The organism is Bradyrhizobium huanghuaihaiense, from assembly GCF_007830635.1.
Taxonomy (GTDB): Bacteria; Pseudomonadota; Alphaproteobacteria; order Rhizobiales; family Xanthobacteraceae; genus Bradyrhizobium; species Bradyrhizobium huanghuaihaiense.
Genome location: NZ_VLLA01000041.1, coordinates 16,028 through 35,435, shown reverse-complemented (window position 1 = coordinate 35,435; position 19,408 = coordinate 16,028). Strand labels below are relative to the sequence as shown.

The 19,408-nt window shown below is 63.1% G+C and carries 18 protein-coding genes and 5 pseudogenes; 5 read left to right on the top strand and 18 right to left on the bottom strand.

Features of this window, described 5'->3' with window-relative positions; all coding sequences use genetic code 11:
* Positions 1–218: 218 nt before the first annotated feature.
* From IQ16_RS47025 to trbB, 15 genes and pseudogenes are all read right to left on the bottom strand, one after another.
* Complete coding sequence (locus tag IQ16_RS47025; protein WP_011090982.1) at positions 219–920, bottom strand: MFS transporter; 702 nt, start codon at positions 918–920, stop codon at positions 219–221.
* A gap of 61 nt (positions 921–981) precedes the next feature.
* Positions 982–1,446: pseudogene (locus IQ16_RS47600) on the bottom strand (MFS transporter); the annotation flags it as partial.
* 100 nt (positions 1,447–1,546) lie between these two features.
* A complete protein-coding gene (locus IQ16_RS40845) occupies positions 1,547–2,143 on the bottom strand; it encodes a ribbon-helix-helix domain-containing protein (RefSeq protein WP_161170741.1) in 597 nt (198 codons plus the stop codon).
* An 8-nt stretch (positions 2,144–2,151) separates the two neighbouring features.
* The gene (locus IQ16_RS40840; RefSeq protein WP_011090985.1) at positions 2,152–3,093 is read right to left on the bottom strand and encodes an alpha/beta fold hydrolase; all 942 of its coding nucleotides are present in this window, start codon (positions 3,091–3,093) and stop codon (positions 2,152–2,154) included.
* 122 nt (positions 3,094–3,215) lie between these two features.
* Positions 3,216–3,440 (bottom strand): DUF2274 domain-containing protein, encoded by a 225-nt coding sequence (locus IQ16_RS40835; protein ID WP_011090986.1) that lies wholly within the window; start codon positions 3,438–3,440, stop codon positions 3,216–3,218.
* The gene (locus IQ16_RS40830; RefSeq protein WP_011090987.1) at positions 3,437–4,639 is read right to left on the bottom strand and encodes a TraB/TrbI/VirB10 family type IV secretion system protein; all 1,203 of its coding nucleotides are present in this window, start codon (positions 4,637–4,639) and stop codon (positions 3,437–3,439) included. The genes IQ16_RS40835 and IQ16_RS40830 overlap by 4 nt, the downstream gene beginning before the upstream one ends.
* Positions 4,630–5,709, bottom strand: a complete 1,080-nt coding sequence (gene trbG, locus IQ16_RS40825; protein ID WP_011090988.1) for a P-type conjugative transfer protein TrbG — start codon at positions 5,707–5,709, stop codon at positions 4,630–4,632. The genes IQ16_RS40830 and trbG overlap by 10 nt, the downstream gene beginning before the upstream one ends.
* A complete protein-coding gene (gene trbF, locus IQ16_RS40820; RefSeq protein WP_011090989.1) occupies positions 5,706–6,395 on the bottom strand; it encodes a conjugal transfer protein TrbF in 690 nt (229 codons plus the stop codon). The genes trbG and trbF overlap by 4 nt, the downstream gene beginning before the upstream one ends.
* 3 nt (positions 6,396–6,398) lie before the next feature.
* On the bottom strand, positions 6,399–7,760 hold the full coding sequence (trbL, locus tag IQ16_RS40815; protein ID WP_018646333.1) for a P-type conjugative transfer protein TrbL: 1,362 nt from the start codon (positions 7,758–7,760) through the stop codon (positions 6,399–6,401).
* A complete protein-coding gene (trbK-alt, locus tag IQ16_RS40810; protein ID WP_011090991.1) occupies positions 7,757–8,077 on the bottom strand; it encodes a putative entry exclusion protein TrbK-alt in 321 nt (106 codons plus the stop codon). Before trbK-alt ends, trbL begins: the two co-directional genes overlap by 4 nt.
* A 10-nt stretch (positions 8,078–8,087) precedes the next feature.
* Positions 8,088–8,845 (bottom strand): annotated as a pseudogene (trbJ, locus tag IQ16_RS40805) (P-type conjugative transfer protein TrbJ).
* Positions 8,842–11,280: a conjugal transfer protein TrbE gene (trbE, locus tag IQ16_RS40800; protein WP_011090993.1), complete on the bottom strand. Its 2,439-nt coding sequence runs from the start codon at positions 11,278–11,280 to the stop codon at positions 8,842–8,844. Before trbE ends, trbJ begins: the two are co-directional and overlap by 4 nt.
* A 7-nt stretch (positions 11,281–11,287) precedes the next feature.
* The gene (locus IQ16_RS40795) at positions 11,288–11,563 is read right to left on the bottom strand and encodes a VirB3 family type IV secretion system protein (protein WP_026312513.1); all 276 of its coding nucleotides are present in this window, start codon (positions 11,561–11,563) and stop codon (positions 11,288–11,290) included.
* A complete protein-coding gene (locus IQ16_RS40790) occupies positions 11,563–11,904 on the bottom strand; it encodes a TrbC/VirB2 family type IV secretion system protein (RefSeq protein WP_011090995.1) in 342 nt (113 codons plus the stop codon). The genes IQ16_RS40795 and IQ16_RS40790 overlap by 1 nt, the downstream gene beginning before the upstream one ends.
* Complete coding sequence (gene trbB / locus IQ16_RS40785) at positions 11,901–12,899, bottom strand: P-type conjugative transfer ATPase TrbB (protein WP_011090996.1); 999 nt, start codon at positions 12,897–12,899, stop codon at positions 11,901–11,903. The genes IQ16_RS40790 and trbB overlap by 4 nt, the downstream gene beginning before the upstream one ends.
* 241 nt (positions 12,900–13,140) lie before the next feature.
* Between trbB and tnpA the strand changes: the two are divergent.
* Positions 13,141–13,378, top strand: a pseudogene (tnpA, locus tag IQ16_RS40780) (IS66-like element accessory protein TnpA); the annotation flags it as partial.
* A 119-nt stretch (positions 13,379–13,497) separates the two neighbouring features.
* On the opposite strand, the pseudogene IQ16_RS40775 reads toward tnpA, so the two are convergent.
* Positions 13,498–14,450: pseudogene (locus IQ16_RS40775) on the bottom strand (IS481 family transposase).
* Positions 14,451–14,528: 78 nt separating this feature from the next.
* On the opposite strand from IQ16_RS40775, the pseudogene IQ16_RS47015 reads away from it, so the two are divergent.
* Together IQ16_RS47015 and tnpB are read left to right on the top strand one after the other, a co-directional pair.
* A pseudogene (locus IQ16_RS47015) lies at positions 14,529–14,644 on the top strand (IS66-like element accessory protein TnpA); the annotation flags it as partial.
* Complete coding sequence (gene tnpB, locus IQ16_RS40765; RefSeq protein ID WP_011091000.1) at positions 14,625–14,978, top strand: IS66 family insertion sequence element accessory protein TnpB; 354 nt, start codon at positions 14,625–14,627, stop codon at positions 14,976–14,978. The pseudogene IQ16_RS47015 and the gene tnpB, both read left to right, overlap by 20 nt.
* A 401-nt stretch (positions 14,979–15,379) precedes the next feature.
* On the opposite strand, the gene IQ16_RS45390 is transcribed toward tnpB, so the two are convergent.
* Positions 15,380–15,676 (bottom strand): hypothetical protein, encoded by a 297-nt coding sequence (locus IQ16_RS45390; RefSeq protein ID WP_016847010.1) that lies wholly within the window; start codon positions 15,674–15,676, stop codon positions 15,380–15,382.
* Between the two features lie 112 nt (positions 15,677–15,788).
* A complete protein-coding gene (locus IQ16_RS40755; protein WP_223153799.1) occupies positions 15,789–16,946 on the bottom strand; it encodes an ABC transporter ATP-binding protein in 1,158 nt (385 codons plus the stop codon).
* Here IQ16_RS40755 and IQ16_RS40750 point away from each other — a divergent pair.
* Both IQ16_RS40750 and IQ16_RS40745 read left to right on the top strand, forming a co-directional pair.
* The gene (locus IQ16_RS40750) at positions 16,903–18,639 is read left to right on the top strand and encodes a hypothetical protein (RefSeq protein ID WP_011091003.1); all 1,737 of its coding nucleotides are present in this window, start codon (positions 16,903–16,905) and stop codon (positions 18,637–18,639) included. The two genes, IQ16_RS40755 and IQ16_RS40750, sit on opposite strands and share 44 nt — an antisense overlap.
* A gap of 98 nt (positions 18,640–18,737) precedes the next feature.
* Positions 18,738–19,151: a hypothetical protein gene (locus IQ16_RS40745; RefSeq protein ID WP_011091004.1), complete on the top strand. Its 414-nt coding sequence runs from the start codon at positions 18,738–18,740 to the stop codon at positions 19,149–19,151.
* Positions 19,152–19,408 lie beyond the last annotated feature (257 nt).

The following is a 19,408-nucleotide window of genomic DNA, read 5'->3' as shown; positions in this document are numbered from 1 at the left end:
CGTCGTCGCGCCGCCGCTACGCGTCAGAATCGGCATAGCTTTGAGATCCCTGAAGACTGCAGCATCTGTTCGAGCATCGGCATCGGGGTGTCACGATCACCCCTGGGGGGCGGCATTTCCTGGACGAGGTGCGTCGCGGTGTCGAACATTCGCCGGTGCTTGCTGTGATCGCTCACAGTCCCGGCAGGCTGAACCTTGGCTGCCGCCGACTCGCGCCCCTAATCGCTGAACCTAGCGCTCGTCGACGGCCGAAGCACCCACGGGAAAGCGAACCAGACCCATGCGATGATCTGAAGGACAAGATTGAGGAAAAAGGCTATCTGGTACGCGATCTCCGGATAATGCCCCGCCTGAGGCGTCCAATGTTCAAGGACGACGCCAGTGGCATATTGCAGGACAAACGCTCCACCGATATGGAACACGTTCAGCGCAGCATTGGCCCGTCCGGCAAGCTCTTTCGGGAAATAACTAGCCAGGATCGCATAGCTAAGCACCGTAGCTGCGCCGACGGCGGCCACAGCGGCCCACAGGACGTATGATGACAACGGCCATCGCAGGATAATCGCGAATTGCACGGCAATGAACATAAGGCCGACGACCGCGAGGAGCGCCTCTGTTCCAATGCCATAGCGACGCAGCCGATCAGCCAGAACGCCTAGCAGGAGCGCACCCAGGCTGAGCGCGACGGTCATGACAAGCAAATGTTGCACCAAAGCAGCGCGATCAAGTCCCTCGACGTCAGTGAACCACTGCGCTGCCCAAAGTCCCTGCAGCGCCCAGGCGGTGCCGACGGAAGTCGCTGATAGCGGCGCCAGACGCCAGAAATGCGGATCGGTATAAATCTTCTTCAAGCTGGCCACGGCTGTTCCACGCAGGACCGGCGTTGCCGATGCACTCTCCGGCACCAAGAGATAGATCATCGAGATAGATCATCGCCGAACAGCCGGCCGTGAAGACAGCTAACAATGCGAAGAGCGTCCTCCACCCAACCCAAGCCAGCAACCACTGCGCCGGCGAGGTCGTGGTGACTGCTCCCAATGCACCGAGCATGACCATCAGGCCGTTGAGAAACGGAAGACGGTCCTTCGGAAACCAGAGAACGAGGGCTTTCAATCCGGCGGTCAGGCTCGCGGCGACGCCGAGACCGAGTAGCGCCCGGCCTAGAAGCAGCATGAGCAAATTGTCTGACGTAGCAAACAATGCGGCGCCGACCGCAGCAGCAACCAGCAGCACGCTCTGGATCAGCCGCGGACCATATCGATCCAGAAGGATGCCGACGGGTATCTGCGCTACCGCGAAGGTGAGAAAATAGACCGAAGTCAGCAAGCCAAGATCACCAGCGTCGAGCCCCAATTCCGATGTCAGGGGAGCGGCGATCAAAGCGTTGATTGTCCTGAAGAGGTACGAGAGGTAATAACCGACAGCAAAAGGTAGAAACACCCGCATGACAAGTGCGGAGACACCCATCACGTCTGCAACTGATCGTCGCGGCACGTAGGTGCGGCTTGGGCTAGGCGGCCGCGAATAAGGCGTGGTTTCAGCGCCGTTAGATCTCTCGCTGTAGCGGGATGTTGGTCCGGTCTGGAAAGGTTCGAATGCTGCCGCCCTCCCGCACGGCAGCATTCGGCTCTGACCCGCCATCAACCGTGTCGGACAGACGACGGTCTGGTTCTGAAGACCTGCAATTCGTGCGGCGATCCGCGCTTGCCGCAAGGTGGCTCGCCCAGCGGTTCTTATTCGTCACGAGGCGCCGGTTCATCGTCTCCCGGAGGAGGGATGTCCCCCGCTCAACACGACGTCCTACTTGCGCAGCGAACTCATCGAAGCGTTCTGAGCCCACCACAGTCGCCATATGCTGCTCTGCCGCCGATAACGAGGGCGTAACAGCCAAGTGAAAGCGCGCGTGAAGGGCGACGGCCTCATTCACCATCTTGAGATCGGCACCGAGACGCCCGATCTGATCGTTCAACTCAGTGAGGCGGCCTGCCACGATCGCGAAATGTTCAGCAGCGTTATCGGATTCGAGAAAGCTATCGAGCGCGGCTTCAATAAGTTCTGACTTTGTGACTCCCGTGCGTGTAGCCGCGGCGGTCAACCGCGTTGACATGGATTCGCTGAGATGAACGCCGGTCCGGGATTTCATGAGAGGACTCACTGTGAAGCGCCTGGAGTGTTGCAGTAACGGGCCACTGCCTTCGTGCGTGTATCGCACGTCATCTCAAGTTTCAGATCGGATTCAGCCTCAATTTCCGGATGCCCGCGGCGCCAGCTCCCACGCTCGACGGCGGCTAGAAAGCTGTCGAGCTGAGCATTGAATGCTGTCGGCTCTTCCAGATTGATGGTGTGGCCGGTGTTGGGACAGATCCAAAGACCGGCGTTGGGAAGCACTGCTTTCAGCATCAGGTTAGTCTCAAGGCAGGGCGCGTCTTCATCGCCCAGGGCCAGCAATACCGGTGTTCGCATCGTTGAGAACTGATCGGCCAGATCATGCAATGGCGGTCGCACCCCCTGACAGCGCGCCATCGTATTCGACATACCTAGCGGTGAGTGGTGACGCAGGCGTTCCTGGAACTCTTCCCAGCTCCGTGTGTCCTTGTATTTGAGTTGAATACGAGTCTGACCATGCGCCATTCTCCGGGCCATCGCGTCCATCCCGCGCTCGATGAAAGCCCGCGCGAGAATGGAGGTTTCTCTCGACCAGGCGTCCTGCTGGGAAGGAGCCGATCCGGATCCCACACCGGCCGCGACAATCGCGCTGGCTCTCTTCGGATAGCGTAATCCGAACTGCAAGGCGGCATATCCGCACATGCTCAATCCGACCAGGTGTGCGTGTTCGACAGCGAGGCCACGCATGACGGCGGCGATGTCGTTCACAGCGAGCTCCCAGCCATATAGCGTCGGATCGTCAGGAACGTCGCTGGGGGCATATCCGCGAGCGTTGAAAGTGATGCAGCGATAGGCACGAGAAAAGTAGCGAACCTGGGTTTTCCATCCGCGGCTATCTGAGCCGAACTCGTGCAGGAAAATGATCGGATGACCTTCCCCGGCTTCCTCAAAATAAAGCTTCACACCCGTGGCATCGATATATGGCATCTGACTTCCTGTTCACCTGAACGCGTCTACGTGAGCAAAATGCTGGTCTATGACCGGATTTGACTTGATGGGCTTTCGTCCCGGCCGTTTCTGCAAGGCAACGCTGAACGATCGTCCCCTTATCAATTTGTTGCCGCGCGTTTCACCTTTGAAAACCCCTTGTCTGTTGCCATGAATCTTTGGATCATCGGAGCGATGAGCTTGGCGGGATCGGGTGCCGGCTGTCCGCTCTCGCGCGCGATCGCCTCGGCATAGGCGAGGAGATTGCGATGGACGGCAGCCGGCAACTCGACGGCGATCTTCACCGGCTTATCGTCGAGGATGGTTCCGAGCTTCAGCTTGCTCATCGGCTTGCCTCCTGGCGGTAGGGAGCCAACACCAAATCCCGCGTAACGATGACCCGCACCGGGAAACCTGGCCGGATGGTCAGCGTCGGCTGGATGTTGAGCTGGCGCTGCACGATCTGCTGGCCGGTCTGGCTGATGCTGTTGGACGCGCCGCTACGGATCGCTTGAACGAGGTTGTTCTCATTCTGGCTCGTGCCCGCCTCGCCTCCGACGCTGAGCATGGTCGAGAGGACGGCAGCCTTGAACAGCATGCCCCAGTGGTTGTCGACCTCATCCTCGAGACCGGCATAACCACCGGTGTCGGCGCCGGGCTGGCGCTCTAGCACGATCGAGTTGCCATCCGGCATGATGATGCGGGTCCAGACCAGGAGGATGCGGGACTGGCCGAACGCGACGGAGCTATCGTACTGACCTATCAGTTTGGCACCCTGCGGGATCAGAAGATATTTGCCAGACGGACTGTCCCAGACCGCCTCGGTCACCTGTGCGGTGACTTGGCCGGGCAGATCGGAACGAATGCCCGTGATGAGCGCAGCCGGAATCACGGTGCCCGCCTGCACGACGTAAGGTGAGGCCTTGGCTTCGAGCCGTTCCGGACTGACCGTGCGCTTGTCTGTCGGAGCAGTGAGGAAGGCCGTCTTGCGGTCCTGCATGTTCTGGGCAGATCCGGCATCGACGGGCGGTGTCGCGGCCGGAGTGGCCGTGGCGCCAGCGGAGGCATTCGGGATGAGTTGGCCGACGCTCTGCGGTTGCTGAGCAGTTTGGGCAAAGAGGCGGCTGACCCGCGCCGCCTCGATTTCCTGGCCCCTGCGCTGCGTCTCGGGATCTGACGTCGCCGCCATCGTGTTCGGTGCAGCGCCGGTGTTGAGGATCGGCTTGCCGAGATCGCCGGGCAGCGGCGGCCCGAGCGGCGGTGCTTGACGCGGCAGGCCGGTATAGTCTTTCGGCAACCCGGCCAGACCCTCGGCCGAAGGCCGGTTCTGGGTGCTGAGCAGTTCTTGGCCGCTCTGCGCCTTGTTGCCGGTCTGGAGCGCGTAGCCGAGCGCGCCCGCGACCGCGAGGGCAGACAGCGCGCCGAGGCCGACAAGGACCTTGCGCGAGAGCCGTGTGACACGGGGCCGCTCGCCTCGGAGCCGCAGGTCCGGCGGCGCGACGGGCGGAATGTCGCCCTGACGTTCGTCTTCGCTGTCTATCGCCATGCGCGCGGCCTTCCGTCGGTGCGGACGATGCGCACGCGCCGCTCACTATCCTTGTCGCCAAGACGCAATTCGGCGGCGGCGAACAAGCGGTCGACGATGTAGTAGTTACGGTTTGCTCGGTAGTTCACCAGTTCGGAGCCGCCGGCTGGACCTATCACGAACAGCGGCGGCATTTCACCCTGGGCGATACCGCTTGGGAACTCGATGTAGACCTTGTTGCCGTCATCAAAGGCGCGCAGCGGACGCCAGGCCGGGTCGTCGCCCTCAATAGAGTAGCGGAAGTTGATCGAGGCGAGATCGACGCCAGCCGCAATTGGCGCCGCAGTTTCAGCGGCCGCATTCTGCCGCCGAAGCGCAATCAGCTGGTCCTCGGGATACTGCCAGGAGACCGAGGCCATATAGGTCTTTTCCGTCGAGCACAGCTCGAGGAGATAGGTCCGCCGATCGGTGTTGATCACGAGATTGGTGACCAAATCCGGCCGCGTCGGCTTGACGAGGATATGAATCTTCTTGGTCGCGCCCGCGCCGCTCTCGGTATCGCCGATGATCCAGCGCACAGTGTCACCGGCGGCAACCGGACCGGAGCCGACGAGTTGCTCACCCTCCTGGAGGGCGACATCTGTGATCTGGCCGGGCGCCGTGTAGACCTGGTAGAGGGCTCCGCCGGAGAACGGATAGACCTGTACTGCGTTGATGAAACCATTGCGGACCGGCTGCACCCGTGCCGCGGCGTTGGCCTGTTTGACGCGAACCTTTGGATCGGCGGCTTCCGGGACGCGTTTGCCGGCGGCGAGCGGCTTCAACTGCCCGGGCAGTGGCAGCGGCTGGGGCAACTCCACGATTTTGACGGGCGGCGCCGGGTCGACGGTGAGCGTCGCAGGCTCCGCAGTGTCGTAGCTGATGTCGGGTGGGATGAAATTGTGCGCGCAGCCGCCAAGGGCTGAGACGGATATCAGCAAAGCCGTCAAAGCGGATTTACGGAAAGACGTATCGCCGTCCTTCCGGTTTTGATGAACGATGGAAAAACGCGAAGCCGGACCGCCGGCTTTTGCGAAAATCGGCGGGGTCATTGTCCCAGCTCCTTTGACCAGTTGATGGCGTTGACGTAGATGCCGAGTGGATTCTTGCGCAGCCGATCGGCGTCGGTGGGCGGCTGAATCGCGATGGTGAGGATCGCGGTCCAACGCGTGGTGCCGGCGAGCGCCCCGTCCTGAAAGCGGTGCTCAACCCAGGCCACGCGAAAACTGTCGGGCGAGGCGCGGATGACGCTGGAGACGTCGATCGCGACCTGCTGCTTGCCGAGATTGGCGAAGGGGTCGTTGGCGCGGGCGTAGTCGTTCAGCGCCGCCGCGCCCGCCGTGGTTGTGAAATCATAGGCCTGCAGCCAGTTGTGCCGCACGATGATCGGGTCGGCCGGAAGCGAGCGAACGATCTGAATGAAGTGGGCGAGATACCAGGCGATCTGTGGGTCGTTCGGCCTGTAGTCGGCGGTAGCGGGCGCCATGACTTGCGCTTCGCCGAGCTTGTCGACCTGCACCACCCAGGGAACGACAGTGCCGTGCGTGGATTGCCAGACGAGTCCACCGGCAAGGCCGCAGGACAGCATCAGCGAACCGAAGGCCATCAGCCGCCAGTTCCTGGCCTGCACCCGGGCGGATCCAATGCGCTCATCCCAAACTTGCGCTGCGCGCTGGTAGGGGGTTTCTGGTTCGGGCGTGCGGCCGTAACGAACCGACGATCGCCGGAAGACTGACATTCGTTATTCTCCTCCCGAGAGGTCGACGGAGTGGCCGCCGCCATGGCTGTCGCCGGATTTGAGGGCTTGCGCGGTGGTCTGAGCGCCGTGAATGACGGTCTGATTGCGCTTGACGCGTTGGGCCCAGGCGGGCGGACCGCTCTCGCTCGGCACTTGAGATGCGGCTCCATCGTTTGCGGCCGCGCCGCTCCGAATGGTCCCCATCGTCGAGGAGCCACCCGTGTTGGCGACGCCGGCACGGGCGCCAGAAGTGAAGCTCTCCGTCATTGTCCCTGCCGCTTGCGCAGCGGCGCGTCTGACGGGAGCTGCCGCGTGACTAGCCGCCGCACGGCCTGCACCGCCGAGACCGGACGCGACGCCGCCGGCGCCGGACCGACCGGCTGATGCGAGGCTGTAGGCGGAGGACATGCCGCCCGCCATCGCCGCACCGCCGCGCGCGGCAGCCGCAGCACCAGAGCTGGCTGCCATCGCTCCCCTTCCGGCCAAACCGAGCGCCGCGCCGCCGACCATCGCTGTACCGGCAACAGCCAGACCCGTGCCGACGGTAGCGCCCGCACCAAGCTGCGGCGCGCCGGAAACAAGCCCGGTCGCGATGCCGGGCCCGAAGATGCCGAGGCCCAGCATAGCGAGCGCCGCGAGCACGACAGAGAGCGCCTGCTCGATCGTCGGCTGGCCGCCGGCATAGGCGGTGGTGAACTGCGAAAAGAGCCCGGTGCCGATGCCGACGATGACGGCGAGCACCATGACCTTCACGCCGGAGGCAACGACATTGCCCAGCACCTTCTCCGCGAGAAAGGCGGTCTTGTTGAAGAGCGCGAACGGAATGAGGATGAAGCCGGCGAGCGTCGTCAGCTTGAACTCGATCAGCGTGACGAAGAGCTGCACCGCCAGAATGAAGAAGGCGATCAGCACCAGCAGCCAGGACACCATCAGCACGGCAATTTGTACAAAGTTGGAAAAGAAGCTGGTGAAGCCCATCATTTGGCTTGCGGAGTCGAGCAACGGCTGCCCGGCGTCGAGGCCGACCTGCGCAAGCCGGCCGGGCCGCAGGAAGTCCGCCGTCGAGATCGACGAGCCGCCGGCCTTCAGGCCGAGGCCTGCGAAGCTGTTGAAGATGATGCCTGAGAGCTTGGTGAAGTTAGTGATGATGAAGGCAAAGAAGCCGATGTAGAGGGTCTTCTTCACCGGTCGCTGGAGAATGTCTTCGTCTGCGCCCCAAGCCCAGAACAGGCCCGCGAGCGTGATGTCGATGACGATCAACGTCGACGACAAATACGTGACCTCGCCCTTGATCAGGCCGAAACCCGAATCAATGTAGGTCGTGAAAGTATTGAGAAAGGTGTCGATGACGCCGACGTTGTTCACGGCTTCTCTCCCTTTGGAACAGCCGTCATCGGCTGAGTGGCCGGCGCGGCTTGCGGCAGACGTGGCCGCGCCGGCCTGCCGAAGAAGCGCGCGCGGTTCTCCTTCCAAACCGCCTGGCAGTGCGGATCTTCGGCATCCTGGGGTCCAAGCTCGGCGCAGCGGAGCAGCTCGGCCGAGAGGTCATCGGGAGCGGAGACAGAGGGGGCGTCGGATACCGGCCGCTCGGCTGGACGCCGATGGATGACGTGCAGCGCGGCGAGGAAAATCACGAACACGACGATCATCGCGCCTGCGCGAAAGATATCCGAGCGCTCCATGATCGGTGCCTCAGTTGCCGCTGAACATGGTGACGTTGCCCGGCTGATAGCCGCTGCGTGTCGAGAAGATTTTGTATTGCTGCTGGCCCTGCGACTCGGTCGCCGTTACGCGCGCCTGCTCCAGCGCATCCGCCCGTCCCTTCGCGGCGAGCACCGCGACGAGATCGGATAGCTGCTGGGATTGCAGCGCGAGGAGTTGGTTGCCGGCTTGAGCGGCTTGCAAAGCGCCACTTGCCGACTGACTGGCGGTAACCAGCGTACTCATTGCGCTGGAGTTGGTCGAGATATTGCCGACGACGCCGGCCTGCACCTTCAGCGAGTCTTCGAAAGCGCCCACCGAGTTCTGCCAACGACTTTGAGCCGCGGCAAACATTGTTGCATTGGAGCCCGTCGCCGCCGCCGTGCCGTAGGTGCTGGAATACATCGTCTGGACGCGCTCGACGTTGAAGGCGATGTTCTGGGCCTGGTCAGCAGTGACTGGGTCTTGGCAATCGATGACTGAAGCTGGGTCAGCGTCGACAACGGCAGGTTGGCGAGGTTCTTTCCCTGATTCACCAGGCTTTGGGCCTGATTGGTCAGCATCTGGATCTGATTGTTGATCTGCTGCAGCTCGCGCGCCGCGGTCAGCACGTTCTGGCTGAAGTTGGTGGGGTCGTAGACGATCCACTGCGCAAGGACCGAGGTCGTCGAAAGCGGCGAGATCGAAAAGGCGAGCGAGAGAGCCGTCGCAGCGGCCAAGCCAGCGCGCCGCACTTCGAGAGCGGTCATGATTGCACCTCCAGGTTTGTCAGGTCAGGGATGAGATCGGCGGCCCACAGCAGTTCGTGATCGGCGAGCCAGGCGGCCGTGAAGTCGTCACGGCCGTGCTCGGCAAGCAGCCGTTCGATTGCGGCATGGTCGGTCTTGGAGGAGGCGGCGCAGAAGGCGAGCGCAACTGGCCCAAGGCCGAGCTCGAACAGCCGATTGCCGCGACGAGACTGGCAATAGTAGTCGCGCTTCGGCGTCGCCCGCGCGATGATCTCGATCTGGCGGTCGTTCAAGCCGAACCGCTGGTAGATGGCGGTGATCTGCGGTTCGATCGCGCGCTCGTTCGGCAGGAATATCCGCGTCGGGCAGCTCTCGACGATCGCTGGCGCGATGTTGCTGCCATCGATGTCGGAAAGCGATTGAGTGGCGAAGACGACGGAAGCGTTCTTCTTCCGCAGGGTCTTCAACCATTCCCTGAGCTGTTGCGCGAAGGCTGGATCGTCGAGGACGAGCCACCCCTCGTCGATGATGAGGAGGGTCGGCCGGCCGTCGAGCCGGCCCTCGATGCGATGGAAGAGGTAGGTGAGGACGGCAGGCGCCGCGCCTGCGCCGATCAAGCCCTCGGTCTCGAACGCCTGCACCGACGCAAAGCCGAGCTGCTCGGCCTCCGCGTCGAGCAAACGGCCGGAGGAGCCGCCGACGCAATAAGGTTGCAGCGCCTGCTTGAGTGCGGTCGATTGCAACAGAACCGTCAAACCGGTGATCGTGCGTTCCTCGGCCGGTGAGGACGCCAGTGACGTCAATGCCGACCAGACGTGCTCCTTCACGGTCGGATCGATGGTGACGCCCTCCTTGGCGAGGATTGCCGTCACCCATTCGGCCGCCCAGGCGCGCTCGGCCGCATCGCCGATACGTGCGAGGGGTTGAAGGGAGACTGAATCTTCGGCGCTGTTGGACAGACTTCCGCCGAGGTCGTGCCAGTCGCCGCCCATGGCAAGGGCCGCCGTGCGGATCGAGCCACCAAAATCGAAGGCGAAGATCTGGCTTTTCCGGTAGCGCCGGAACTGGATCGCCATCAGCGCCAGCAGCACGGATTTGCCGGCGCCGGTCGGGCCGACGATCAGGGTGTGGCCGACGTCGCCGACATGCAGCGAAAACCGGAACGGCGTCGAGCCTTCGGTCTTACCGAAGAAGAGCGGGGAGCTGCGGAAATGCTCATCCCGATCTGACCCGGCCCAGACCGCTGAAAGCGGAATCAGGTGAGCGAGGTTCAGTGTCGAGAGCGGCGGTTGGCGAACGTTGGCGTAGGCGTGACCCGGCAGAGAGCCGAGCCAGGCTTCGAGCGCGTTCACCCCTTCCGGCATGCAGGTGAAGTCGCGCCCCTGGATCACCTTCTCGACGAGGCGAAGCTTCTCAGTGGCGAGACCGGGGTCCTCGTCCCAGACGGTGACGGTCGCGGTGATGTAGGCTTGACCGACGTCGTCGGTGCCCAGTTCCTGCAAGGCGAGATCGGCGTCAGTGGCCTTATTCGCCGCATCGCTATCGACCAGTGTCGAGGCCTCGTTGGTCATCACCTCCTTGACGATGGCTGCAATCGACTTGCGCTTGGCGAACCACTGCCGGCGGATCTTGGTCAAGAGTTTCACCGCCTCGGTCTTGTCGAGGAGGATCGCGCGGGTCGACCAGCGGTAAGGAAAGGCAAGCCGGTTCAGCTCGTCGAGGATTCCGGGATAGGTCGCGGTCGGAAAGCCGACCACCGTGAGTGTACGAAGATGATGGTTGCCGAGCCGCGGCTCGAGGCCACCGGCAAGCGGTTCGTCCGCGAGCAGCGCGTCGAGATGCATCGGCGTCTCGGGGACGCGCACGCGCTGTTGCCGGGTCGAGATCGTCGAATGCAGGTAGGTCAGCGTCTCGCCATCATCGAGCCACGCCACCTCAGGCATGAACCCTTCGACAAGTTGCAGGACGCGGTTGGTCCGATCAACAAAACCACGCAGCAGCTCGTGGGGATCGACGCCGCTCTGCGCGCGGCCCTCATAGAGCCAGCCTTCGATCCGCGAGGCGTCCTCAGCCGGCGGGAGCCAGACGAAGGTCAGGAAATAGCGGCTCTCGAAATGCGCGCCCGCCTCCTCGAAAGCGTCCCGCCGCTCCAAATCGACCAGCGCTGATGCGGCGTCAGGAAAAGTATTGTGCGGATAAGTCTGGGCGGCGATGCGCTGGGCCTCGACGAAGATCGCCCAACCTGAGCCGAGACGGCGGAGCGCGTTGTTGAGTCGGGCCGTTACGCCGACCAGTTCGGCAGGCGTCGCGCTGTCGAGATCCGGCCCGCGGAAGCGCGCCGTGCGCTGGAACGCGCCGTCCTTGTTGAGGACGACGCCCTTCTCGACCAAAGCGGCCCAGGGCAGGAAGTCGGCAAGACTGTGGGGCCGGTTGCGGTATTCGGCGAGGTTCAGCATGGAAGTCTCACACGCCGAGGTAAGAAGGATAGCGGAGGTGGCGTCGAACGACGTCCACGAACTGCGGGTCGCGCTTGGCCGCCCAGACCGCCGCGGCATGGCCCACGGCCCAAATCAGCGCGCCGGGGATCCAGAGGTGGAGGCCGAGCGCTATTGCCGCGGCCAACGTGCCGTTGGCGATCGCAACCGTGCGGGGCGCGCCGCCCATCAGGATTGCCTCGGTGAGCGCGCGATGAACCGGCGCGAAGAAGCCCGGCACGTCTAGATCGATGATGCCGGCCATCACACCAGCGCTCCGCCGGAGAAGCTGAAGAAGGTCAGGAAGAAGCTCGACGCGGCGAAGGCGATCGACAGACCGAAGACAATCTGGATCAGCCGGCGGAAGCCACCGGAACTATCGCCGAACGCAAGCGTCAGGCCGGTCACGGTGATGATGATGACCGACATGATCTTCGCGACCGGCCCTTGCACCGACTCCAGGATCTGATTGAGCGGCGTCTCCCACGGCATCGACGAGCCGGAGGCGTAGGCCGCGGGCGCGATTGCAATGGAGATGACGGCAATTGCGGCGAGGCCCGTGAAGCGGAGTCGCACGCGACGGATCGCGGGAGGAAACTGGATCATGAGGGGTCTCCGGGAAGTGAGGATGGGCCGCCCGCCGCGGCAGAGTTGACGCGGTAGTCGCCGGTGGCGGGATCGAGGCCGGCGACGAGAGCAAGTTCAGCGAGGCGGCGTTCGCTGCCGCGGCCGCGCAGAACCGCGACGAGATCGATGGTCTCGGCGATCAGCGCCTTGGGAACAGTGAGGACGGCTTCCTGGATGAGCTGCTCGAGGCGGCGAAGCGCGCCCAGAGCCGTGCCGGCGTGAATCGTTCCGATCCCACCGGGGTGGCCCGTGCCCCAGGCTTTGAGGAGCTCCAGGGCTTCGCTGCCCCGTACCTCGCCGATCGGAATCCGGTCGGGGCGTAGGCGGAGGGAAGACCGAACCAGATCCGACAGGGACGCCACGCCGTCCTTGGTGCGCAGCGCGACCAGATTCGGCGCGCGGCACTGCAGTTCACGCGTGTCCTCGATCAGGACCACGCGATCGGTGGTGCCGGCGATCTCCGCCAGCAGCGCGTTTGTCAGGGTGGTCTTGCCGGTCGACGTGCCGCCGGCGACCAGGATGTTCTTGCGGGCCGCGACGGCTTCGCGGAGCATGCCCGCCTGCCCGGCCGTCATGATGCCGGCCGCCGCGTAGTCATCCAGGGTGAAAACAGCCACCGCAGGCTTGCGGATCGCAAAGGCCGGCGCCGCAACGACAGGCGGGAGAAGCCCCTCGAACCTCTCCCCCGTCTCGGGAAGCTCGGCCGAGACGCGGGGCTTTTCGGCATGCACCTCAGCGCCGACATGGTGCGCGACCAGGCGCACGATCCGCTCGCCGTCGGCGGCGGACATCGTTCGTCCGCTATCCTCCAGCCCGCCGGACAGCCGGTCGACCCAGAGCCGACCATCGGGGTTGAGCATCACCTCGACGATCGAGGGGTCTTCCAGGAAGGTGGCGATCGCGGGACCAAGCGCGGTGCGCAGCATGCGCGCGCCACGCGAGAAGGCTTCCGAATGGAGTGAAGTGCCCGCCACGATCGTCCCCCGTCGAGTACCAATCGCGGCAAGCGATCAGCAACGGGGATGGATAGAAAAGGCAGGAAACGGGTTAGTTCAACAAGTATTCAGGCGTCGTAGGAAGCGGGCGTAGAGCGGCGAAAAAATACTTGCTGCGTCGAAGCATGCTGATCGACAGTAAGCGCGAATTTCCCTCCACCTTTTGCTTTTGAGTACTCTGATGCATGAGGTGTCCACCAAAATAGGTGGGCACCTTGTGATGGCAGACGATGATCAGAAATTGCGAGTGAGGCTTGTTGGCCGGAACGGTCGCCGGCGCTACGAGGCGGCATCGAAGGAGCGTCTTGTCGCGACCTGTCTTGAGCCTGGGGTTTCGGTATCGAGACTTGCGCTCGAACACGGGGTCAACGCGAACCTGCTTCGGAAGTGGATCAAGAAGCACACCGCGACCAGGTCTCTGCCGCCATCTTCACCATCGGCGTTCATCCGGGTTCAGCTTGAGGAGACCGCCGATCGAGCCCTGTCGCGACAAGACAGCGTGGCGACGGTTGATTTGCCGGCGACTTGCGATGAAGTGCGCGGGTCGGAACCCAAGGGGACTACAGCTTTTTGTTCTCTAGCTGTGGAATCTCAACAGGTCGTCCTTCGGGAGGCCGAGGCGGCTGATGGGTGGTTTGGCCTGCAGGCTGCCGTGCGGGCGATGCCAGTTGTAGTGATGAAGCCAGATTGGCAGGTTTTTGGCGCGCTGGTCTGAGGTGTCATAGGCGCGAGCGTAGGCCCATTCGCGCAGCACTGTCTGGATGAAGCGTTCGGCCTTGCCGTTTGTTTGCGGTCTGTAGGGTCTGGTGAAGATGTGCTTGAGGCCGAGCTTCCTGCACGCTCTGGCGAAGGCCTTGGCGCGGTAGCAGGAGCCGTTGTCGGTCATGATGCCGGTGACCTTCATGCCGAGGCTGCGGTAGTAAGTGACGGCCTCCTTGAGGAAGGCGATGGCGCTCTCCTTTTTCTGATCCCGCCGGATCTGGGAGAAGGCCAAGCGCGATGCATCGTCGATGGCCACGTGGACGAACTCGTGGCCGGCGCCGCGGCTTCGCCTTTCTGGCGATCGTGTGTGATGCGGTGGCCTGGTCTTACGAACCTGCCGAGCTTCTTGATGTCGATATGGATGAGCTCGCCGGGGTGCTCGCGCTCGTACCGGCGCACCGGCTCGGCGGGCTCCAGATCGCGTATCCGGCTTAATCCCAAGCGGCGAAGGATACGGCTGACGGTGGCCGGTGACACCTCGACCTCGGCAGCAATCTGCTTGCCGGTGTGGCGCTGCCGGCGCAACGTCTCGACGGCGGCGCACGTGGCCGGCGGGGTTTGGCTCGGCGATGAACGAGGTCGCGACGAGCGGTCGCGCAAACCATCCACGCCTTCTGCGCGGAACCGCTTGACCCATTTGGCCACGGTTTTCGGTGTCGTGTTGAACTGATTTGCCGCATCAGCCTGGCTCAGCCCGCCCTCGACCACGCCTCGCACCATCGCCTCTCGACCTTTGAGCGTCAAAGGCGCATTCTTGTGGACGTTCATCTGCCTTGGAACACTGAAGCTTCGCAACCTCAGCTTCCTCGGTTCAGACCAGATGGACAACCTCCTGAGAGACCAAATCTAGCCCAAGTGAGCGCGTCCCTGCCGAACGGCGTGAAGCTTGCGCTGGAATGCGGCGATGTGGATGCATGACGGCGATCATCGGAGCACTGGGCCATGTTCAGACTGGGCGGTGAGCTTCAGGTCTATCTGCACCGTGAGCCGATCGACTTCCGGGCTGGCATCAACAGCCTTGCGGTTCTGGTCCAGGAGACGATGGCGCTCGATCCGTTCGCTCTTGCGGTTTTTGCGTTCTGCAATCGCCGTTGCGACCGGATGAAGCTGCTGTTCTTCGATCGGTCCGGCTTTGTGCTGGTCCTGAAGCGGCTAACCGAGGACAAGTTCCGATGGCCGCGCCGCCAAGAGGCGGTCGTCACGCTGACGACCGAGCAATTGCACTCGATCCTTGACGGCATCGATATCGATGCGATGGTCCGCCATCCGGTGCGGCAATATCAGGTTGCCGGCTGAGCCCCAAAGCCGCCACGGCCTGAACAGCCCAGTATCGCCAGATACGAACGCCATCCGTCAAAAGCCCGCGCGTCAACGTGCGAGGAAAATCGTGCTTACGCTCAATCAACGCCCTTTGCGCGTTCTTTACTGCTTCACCTTTCGAGCCTAGCTCGATGAGTGGCCCGTTCTTTAATCGCGGGCACGGTATCAAGTGGCCGTTCCGTCATGGAGATTGCCAAGCTCCGAGGGGAGAACGACGAGCTCCTGAGGATGGTCCGCCTCGTCACCCTGAAGCTTAACGAGGCCCAAAAAGAGATGAGAGACGCCGGCGTGGCCGCACGCGAGGCGCGCGCAATCGCTCGCCGTTTCAGCCCCTGCGCTGTACTACAAACGCAAGATGCCGGAGCGCGACCATGCGCTCATGCGCTCCGGCGGCAGATCGAGGAATTCTTGCGCGACCCGCTCTCGGCAATGCGCTCCTTGCGCACGGCCGTCCCGCGATCTTCCGCCCCGACAACGGTGCCGAGTACAACGCGAAAACCGCCCGCGCCTTCCTTGTGTCGCTCAATATCGCCATCTCCCGCTCGAAGAAAGACCGTCACTGGGAGAATGGGTACCGGGAGAGTTTCTACGACAAATTCAAGATCGACCTCGCGATTCCGGTCCGCTTCTCTTCCCTCGGCGAGTTTGTCGCTGAAATCTACAGACAGATTCACTACGACAACAATGATCGCATCCGACAGCGCACGGCGAGCGGCCGGTCGTGCTCGTGGGCATGCCGGGTGCCTGAAACTGGGCGTCTTACGAAACGGCTGCGGCACTCTTCGTCTAAGTCACTGACAAGGCGCAGTCGGTCAGATCGACCACGACGTCGCTCGTGGAGATGACACCTCTCCGATGAGTGATCGCTAGCACAGTCACATCCTCAGCTAGCGTGCGTATATGGTCCATAACGTCCCGTTCGGTTCGTTCGTCGAGCGCGGAGCTAGCCTCGTCGAGAAGAAGGATCGCCGGCTGTCCATAGAGCGCGCGGGCAATAGCAACGCGCTGTCGCTCCCCGCCGGAAAGCTTCAAGCCGCGTTCTCCAACGGTTGTTTCAAATCCTTCCGGTAGCGCCTCAATCAACGGGAGAATAGCGGCTTCTTTCGACGCATCGCGAAGGCGTACCTCGTCGCGGGGCCGTCCTAACAAAATGTTGTCAGCTAGCGGCTCATTGAGCAACATCACCTCCTGCGGCACGAGAGCAACTGCGGCATACCAATCCGCGCGATCGACGCTCGCTATATCCGTTCCATCGACGAGAATTCGGCCGTAGTCGGGCTCAATCGATTTCAGGGCGAGCTTAAAGATCGTGGACTTCCCCGATCCGGTTTCACCGACAAGAAAAGTAATCCCGCCGCGCCCGGCCTTAAACGAGACGTCGGTAACGCCGCGACCGTTGTCGTAGGCATAACCAATGCTCTCGAAAGAGAGCTGGTCAGCGGAGGGCTTGAAATCGTGAGCATGAGATGCTTGCCGCTCTTCTGGTGCGGCCCACAGTCTACCTAGAGGGATGAGGTCGGCTCGCGACCGCGCCACGTCAGAGATCGCCCTCGCGACCGTCTCAAAGGGCATATTGAGCTGAAGCAGAAGCGTATTGAATAGCACCATATCGCCAATGGTGATCGCGCCGGCGTGATATTCAGGTATAAGAAGGAGAAGCGTGACCGCAAATTGCAGCGCGACGGCAAGGCCGAGCACGGCGATGTAGGCCAGTCGTTGCAACACGTAGGCTCGCCAGTTATCACGCACCTCCCGCGCCCTTATCATAAAGCACTCGTTGATCCAGGAGTGACTGCCGAAATGGCGCAACGTGTCCATCGCGTTCATGACGTTGCCGACGAACCGAGCATTCTCCTGTCCGGCTTCGATCGCCGCATCCAGGAGCGCGCGTGCCTGACGCGTGGAACTCCAGGTCAATGCAATCGCGATTGCGGTCTTCTTCACCTCGGTCAATGTGGTGAAGCAGCGCTTGCGCCTGGCCTCGGTCTCGCCCGCGTTGCTCGACATCTATGCCGAGGACGGCATGTCGCTTGAGCAGTTGATGGCCTTCACCGTCACCGCGGATCATGGACGCCAGGAACAGGTCTGGCAGGCCATCTCCGGCTCCTGGCAGAAGGAGCCCTATCAGATCCGCCGCATGCTGACGGAGAAGACGGCGCGCGCCTCCGACCGGAGGGCCGTGTTTGTCGGCCTCGACGCCTACGAGGCGGCTGGCGGTGTGGTGCTGCGCGACCTGTTCCAGTCCGACGACGGCGGTTGGCTCGAGGACGTCGCTCTGCTCGACCGCCTGGTCGCCGAGAAGTTGAAGGCGGAGGCAGAAACGATCGCTGCCGAAGGTTGGAAGTGGATCGAGGTCGCGATCGACTTCCCCTACGGCCACACGCGTGGCTTGCGCGAGCTGGACAGCGTATCCGCCGGTCTCACCGCCGAAGAGCAGGCGACCATCGAGGCGCTCAAGGCCGAATTTGCCAGGCTGGAAGCCGAGCATGACGGCGCGGATGAGCTGCCCGACGAGGTTGACCAGCGACTTGGCGAAATCGAGACGGCTCTCGCCGTCTTTGACGATCGACCCATCAACTATCAGCTTGCCGACATCGCCCGCGCGGGTGTGTTCGTCGGCATCGACGCCGAAGGCACGCTCTTGGTTGATCGCGGTTACGTCCGCCCTGAGGACGAGCTACCCGTGGCCGAGCCAGAGCAGGGCAGCGATGGCGAACCCGCTGCCGCGACCTTCGACGGCGCCGAACCATCAGCGCCGGGAATCCAGCGCGCCGTCATCACCATCGGCGGGCAGCTCGCGGAGGCAGAGGATGAGGATGATGATGCGGTGAAGCCGCTCCCCGATCGCCTGCTGACCGAGCTCACGGCGGAGCGGACTTTGGCGCTGCGCGACAGGCTGGCGATCACGCCTTCGGTCGCCTTCCAGGCGGTGCTGCACAAATTCTGCCTCGACGTCTTCTCCCGCTATTCCTCCTACGGGACGGCGATGGAGGTCTCGGTGCGCAGCGTCAGCTTCCCGGTGCAAGCGCAAGGGCTGAAGGACACGCCAGCGGCCAAGGCGATCGACGCGCGCCACAAGACGTGGGAGGAGCGCCTGCCCAAGGAGAAGACCGAACTCTGGGATTGGCTGACCGGCCTCACCGGCGACGAGCAGGCGGCGCTCTTCGCGCACTGCGCCTCATTCGGCATCAACGCGCTCTACGAGAAGGGCGACCGCTACGGCGGCGGCATCACGCCGCACACCGTCGAGCACCGGATCACTGAGGCCGATCGCATCGCCCGGGCCGTCGACCTCGACATGGTGGAGTCCGGTTGGCGCCCGACCGTCGAGAACTATCTCGGCCGCGTCCCGAAGCTCCGCATCCTGGAAGCGGTGCGGGAGGGGGCCGGCGAGCGGGCCGCGCAGCTCATCGATCATCTGAAGAAGGGCGACATGGCCAAGGAGGCCGAGCGCCTCCTCGCCGAGGCCGGCTGGCTGCCCGAGCCCCTGCGGATGCCCGACGCCCAATTGGCGGCGGCTGTCGATGCTGCGGAGCCCGAGGGCGATGGCGAGGCGCTGCCGGAATTCCTCGCCGGCGACGACGAGGAAACTCCGGCCGATGAAGCAGACGAGTCGCGCATGATCGCGGCCGAATAGCTCGAGCACGCGGGGCGGCTTCGGCCGTCCCGCGTCTTTTCACTGCCATTCACACCAAAGCCTGGCGCGAGCCGGGCTTTTGCATTCTGGAGGCTATCGTGCCCTTCTTCACCATCGAGACGACCTATCATTTGCCGATCTATCGGCAGCGAACCTACGAAGCCGAAACGCTCGACCAAGCCTGCGATCTTGCGATCGCCGACGAGGGCTGGGACGACAACAGGTCGGACGTTGAAACGTCTGGCGATACCTATGTTACCGGTGCCTGGGAAGGCCGCGACGCTGCCTATAGCGGCCCACGCCTGGCGTTTCCCTCACGTTTCGGCGAGCAGGTCCAGCGCAAGGCCGGCCATTTCGAGTTGCTGCTCGGTCTGCTCAAAATACTCATCCACGTTCCGGAGGAAGGCTCAATGGATGTCGAGCTTTGGCGCCGGCGGGCAGACGCCGCCATCGCGAAGGCCGAGGCCATTCTCGCGGGCGAAAATGATCCGATCGAAGGAGCTGCGTCGTGACGAAATACGCCGTCACCGTCGTCGAAGGCGATGCGAGCTACCTCGCGGAAGCGGGCGCCGCTGACGAAGGCCAGGCGTAGCCGTCCTGGCAGTTCGGATACTGACGAACGCTTTGTACACGGCGCGCCGCCAACCCGGTGGGGCGCCGTTTCTCATGTCGGGCACCGCCTTGATGCTGAGAGGGAGAGGACGGCCGGGACGGGTTTGAGCCGGCGCGGTCAGAGAGAGCGCCGATCGGCTCGCCCATTCCCGCTCTC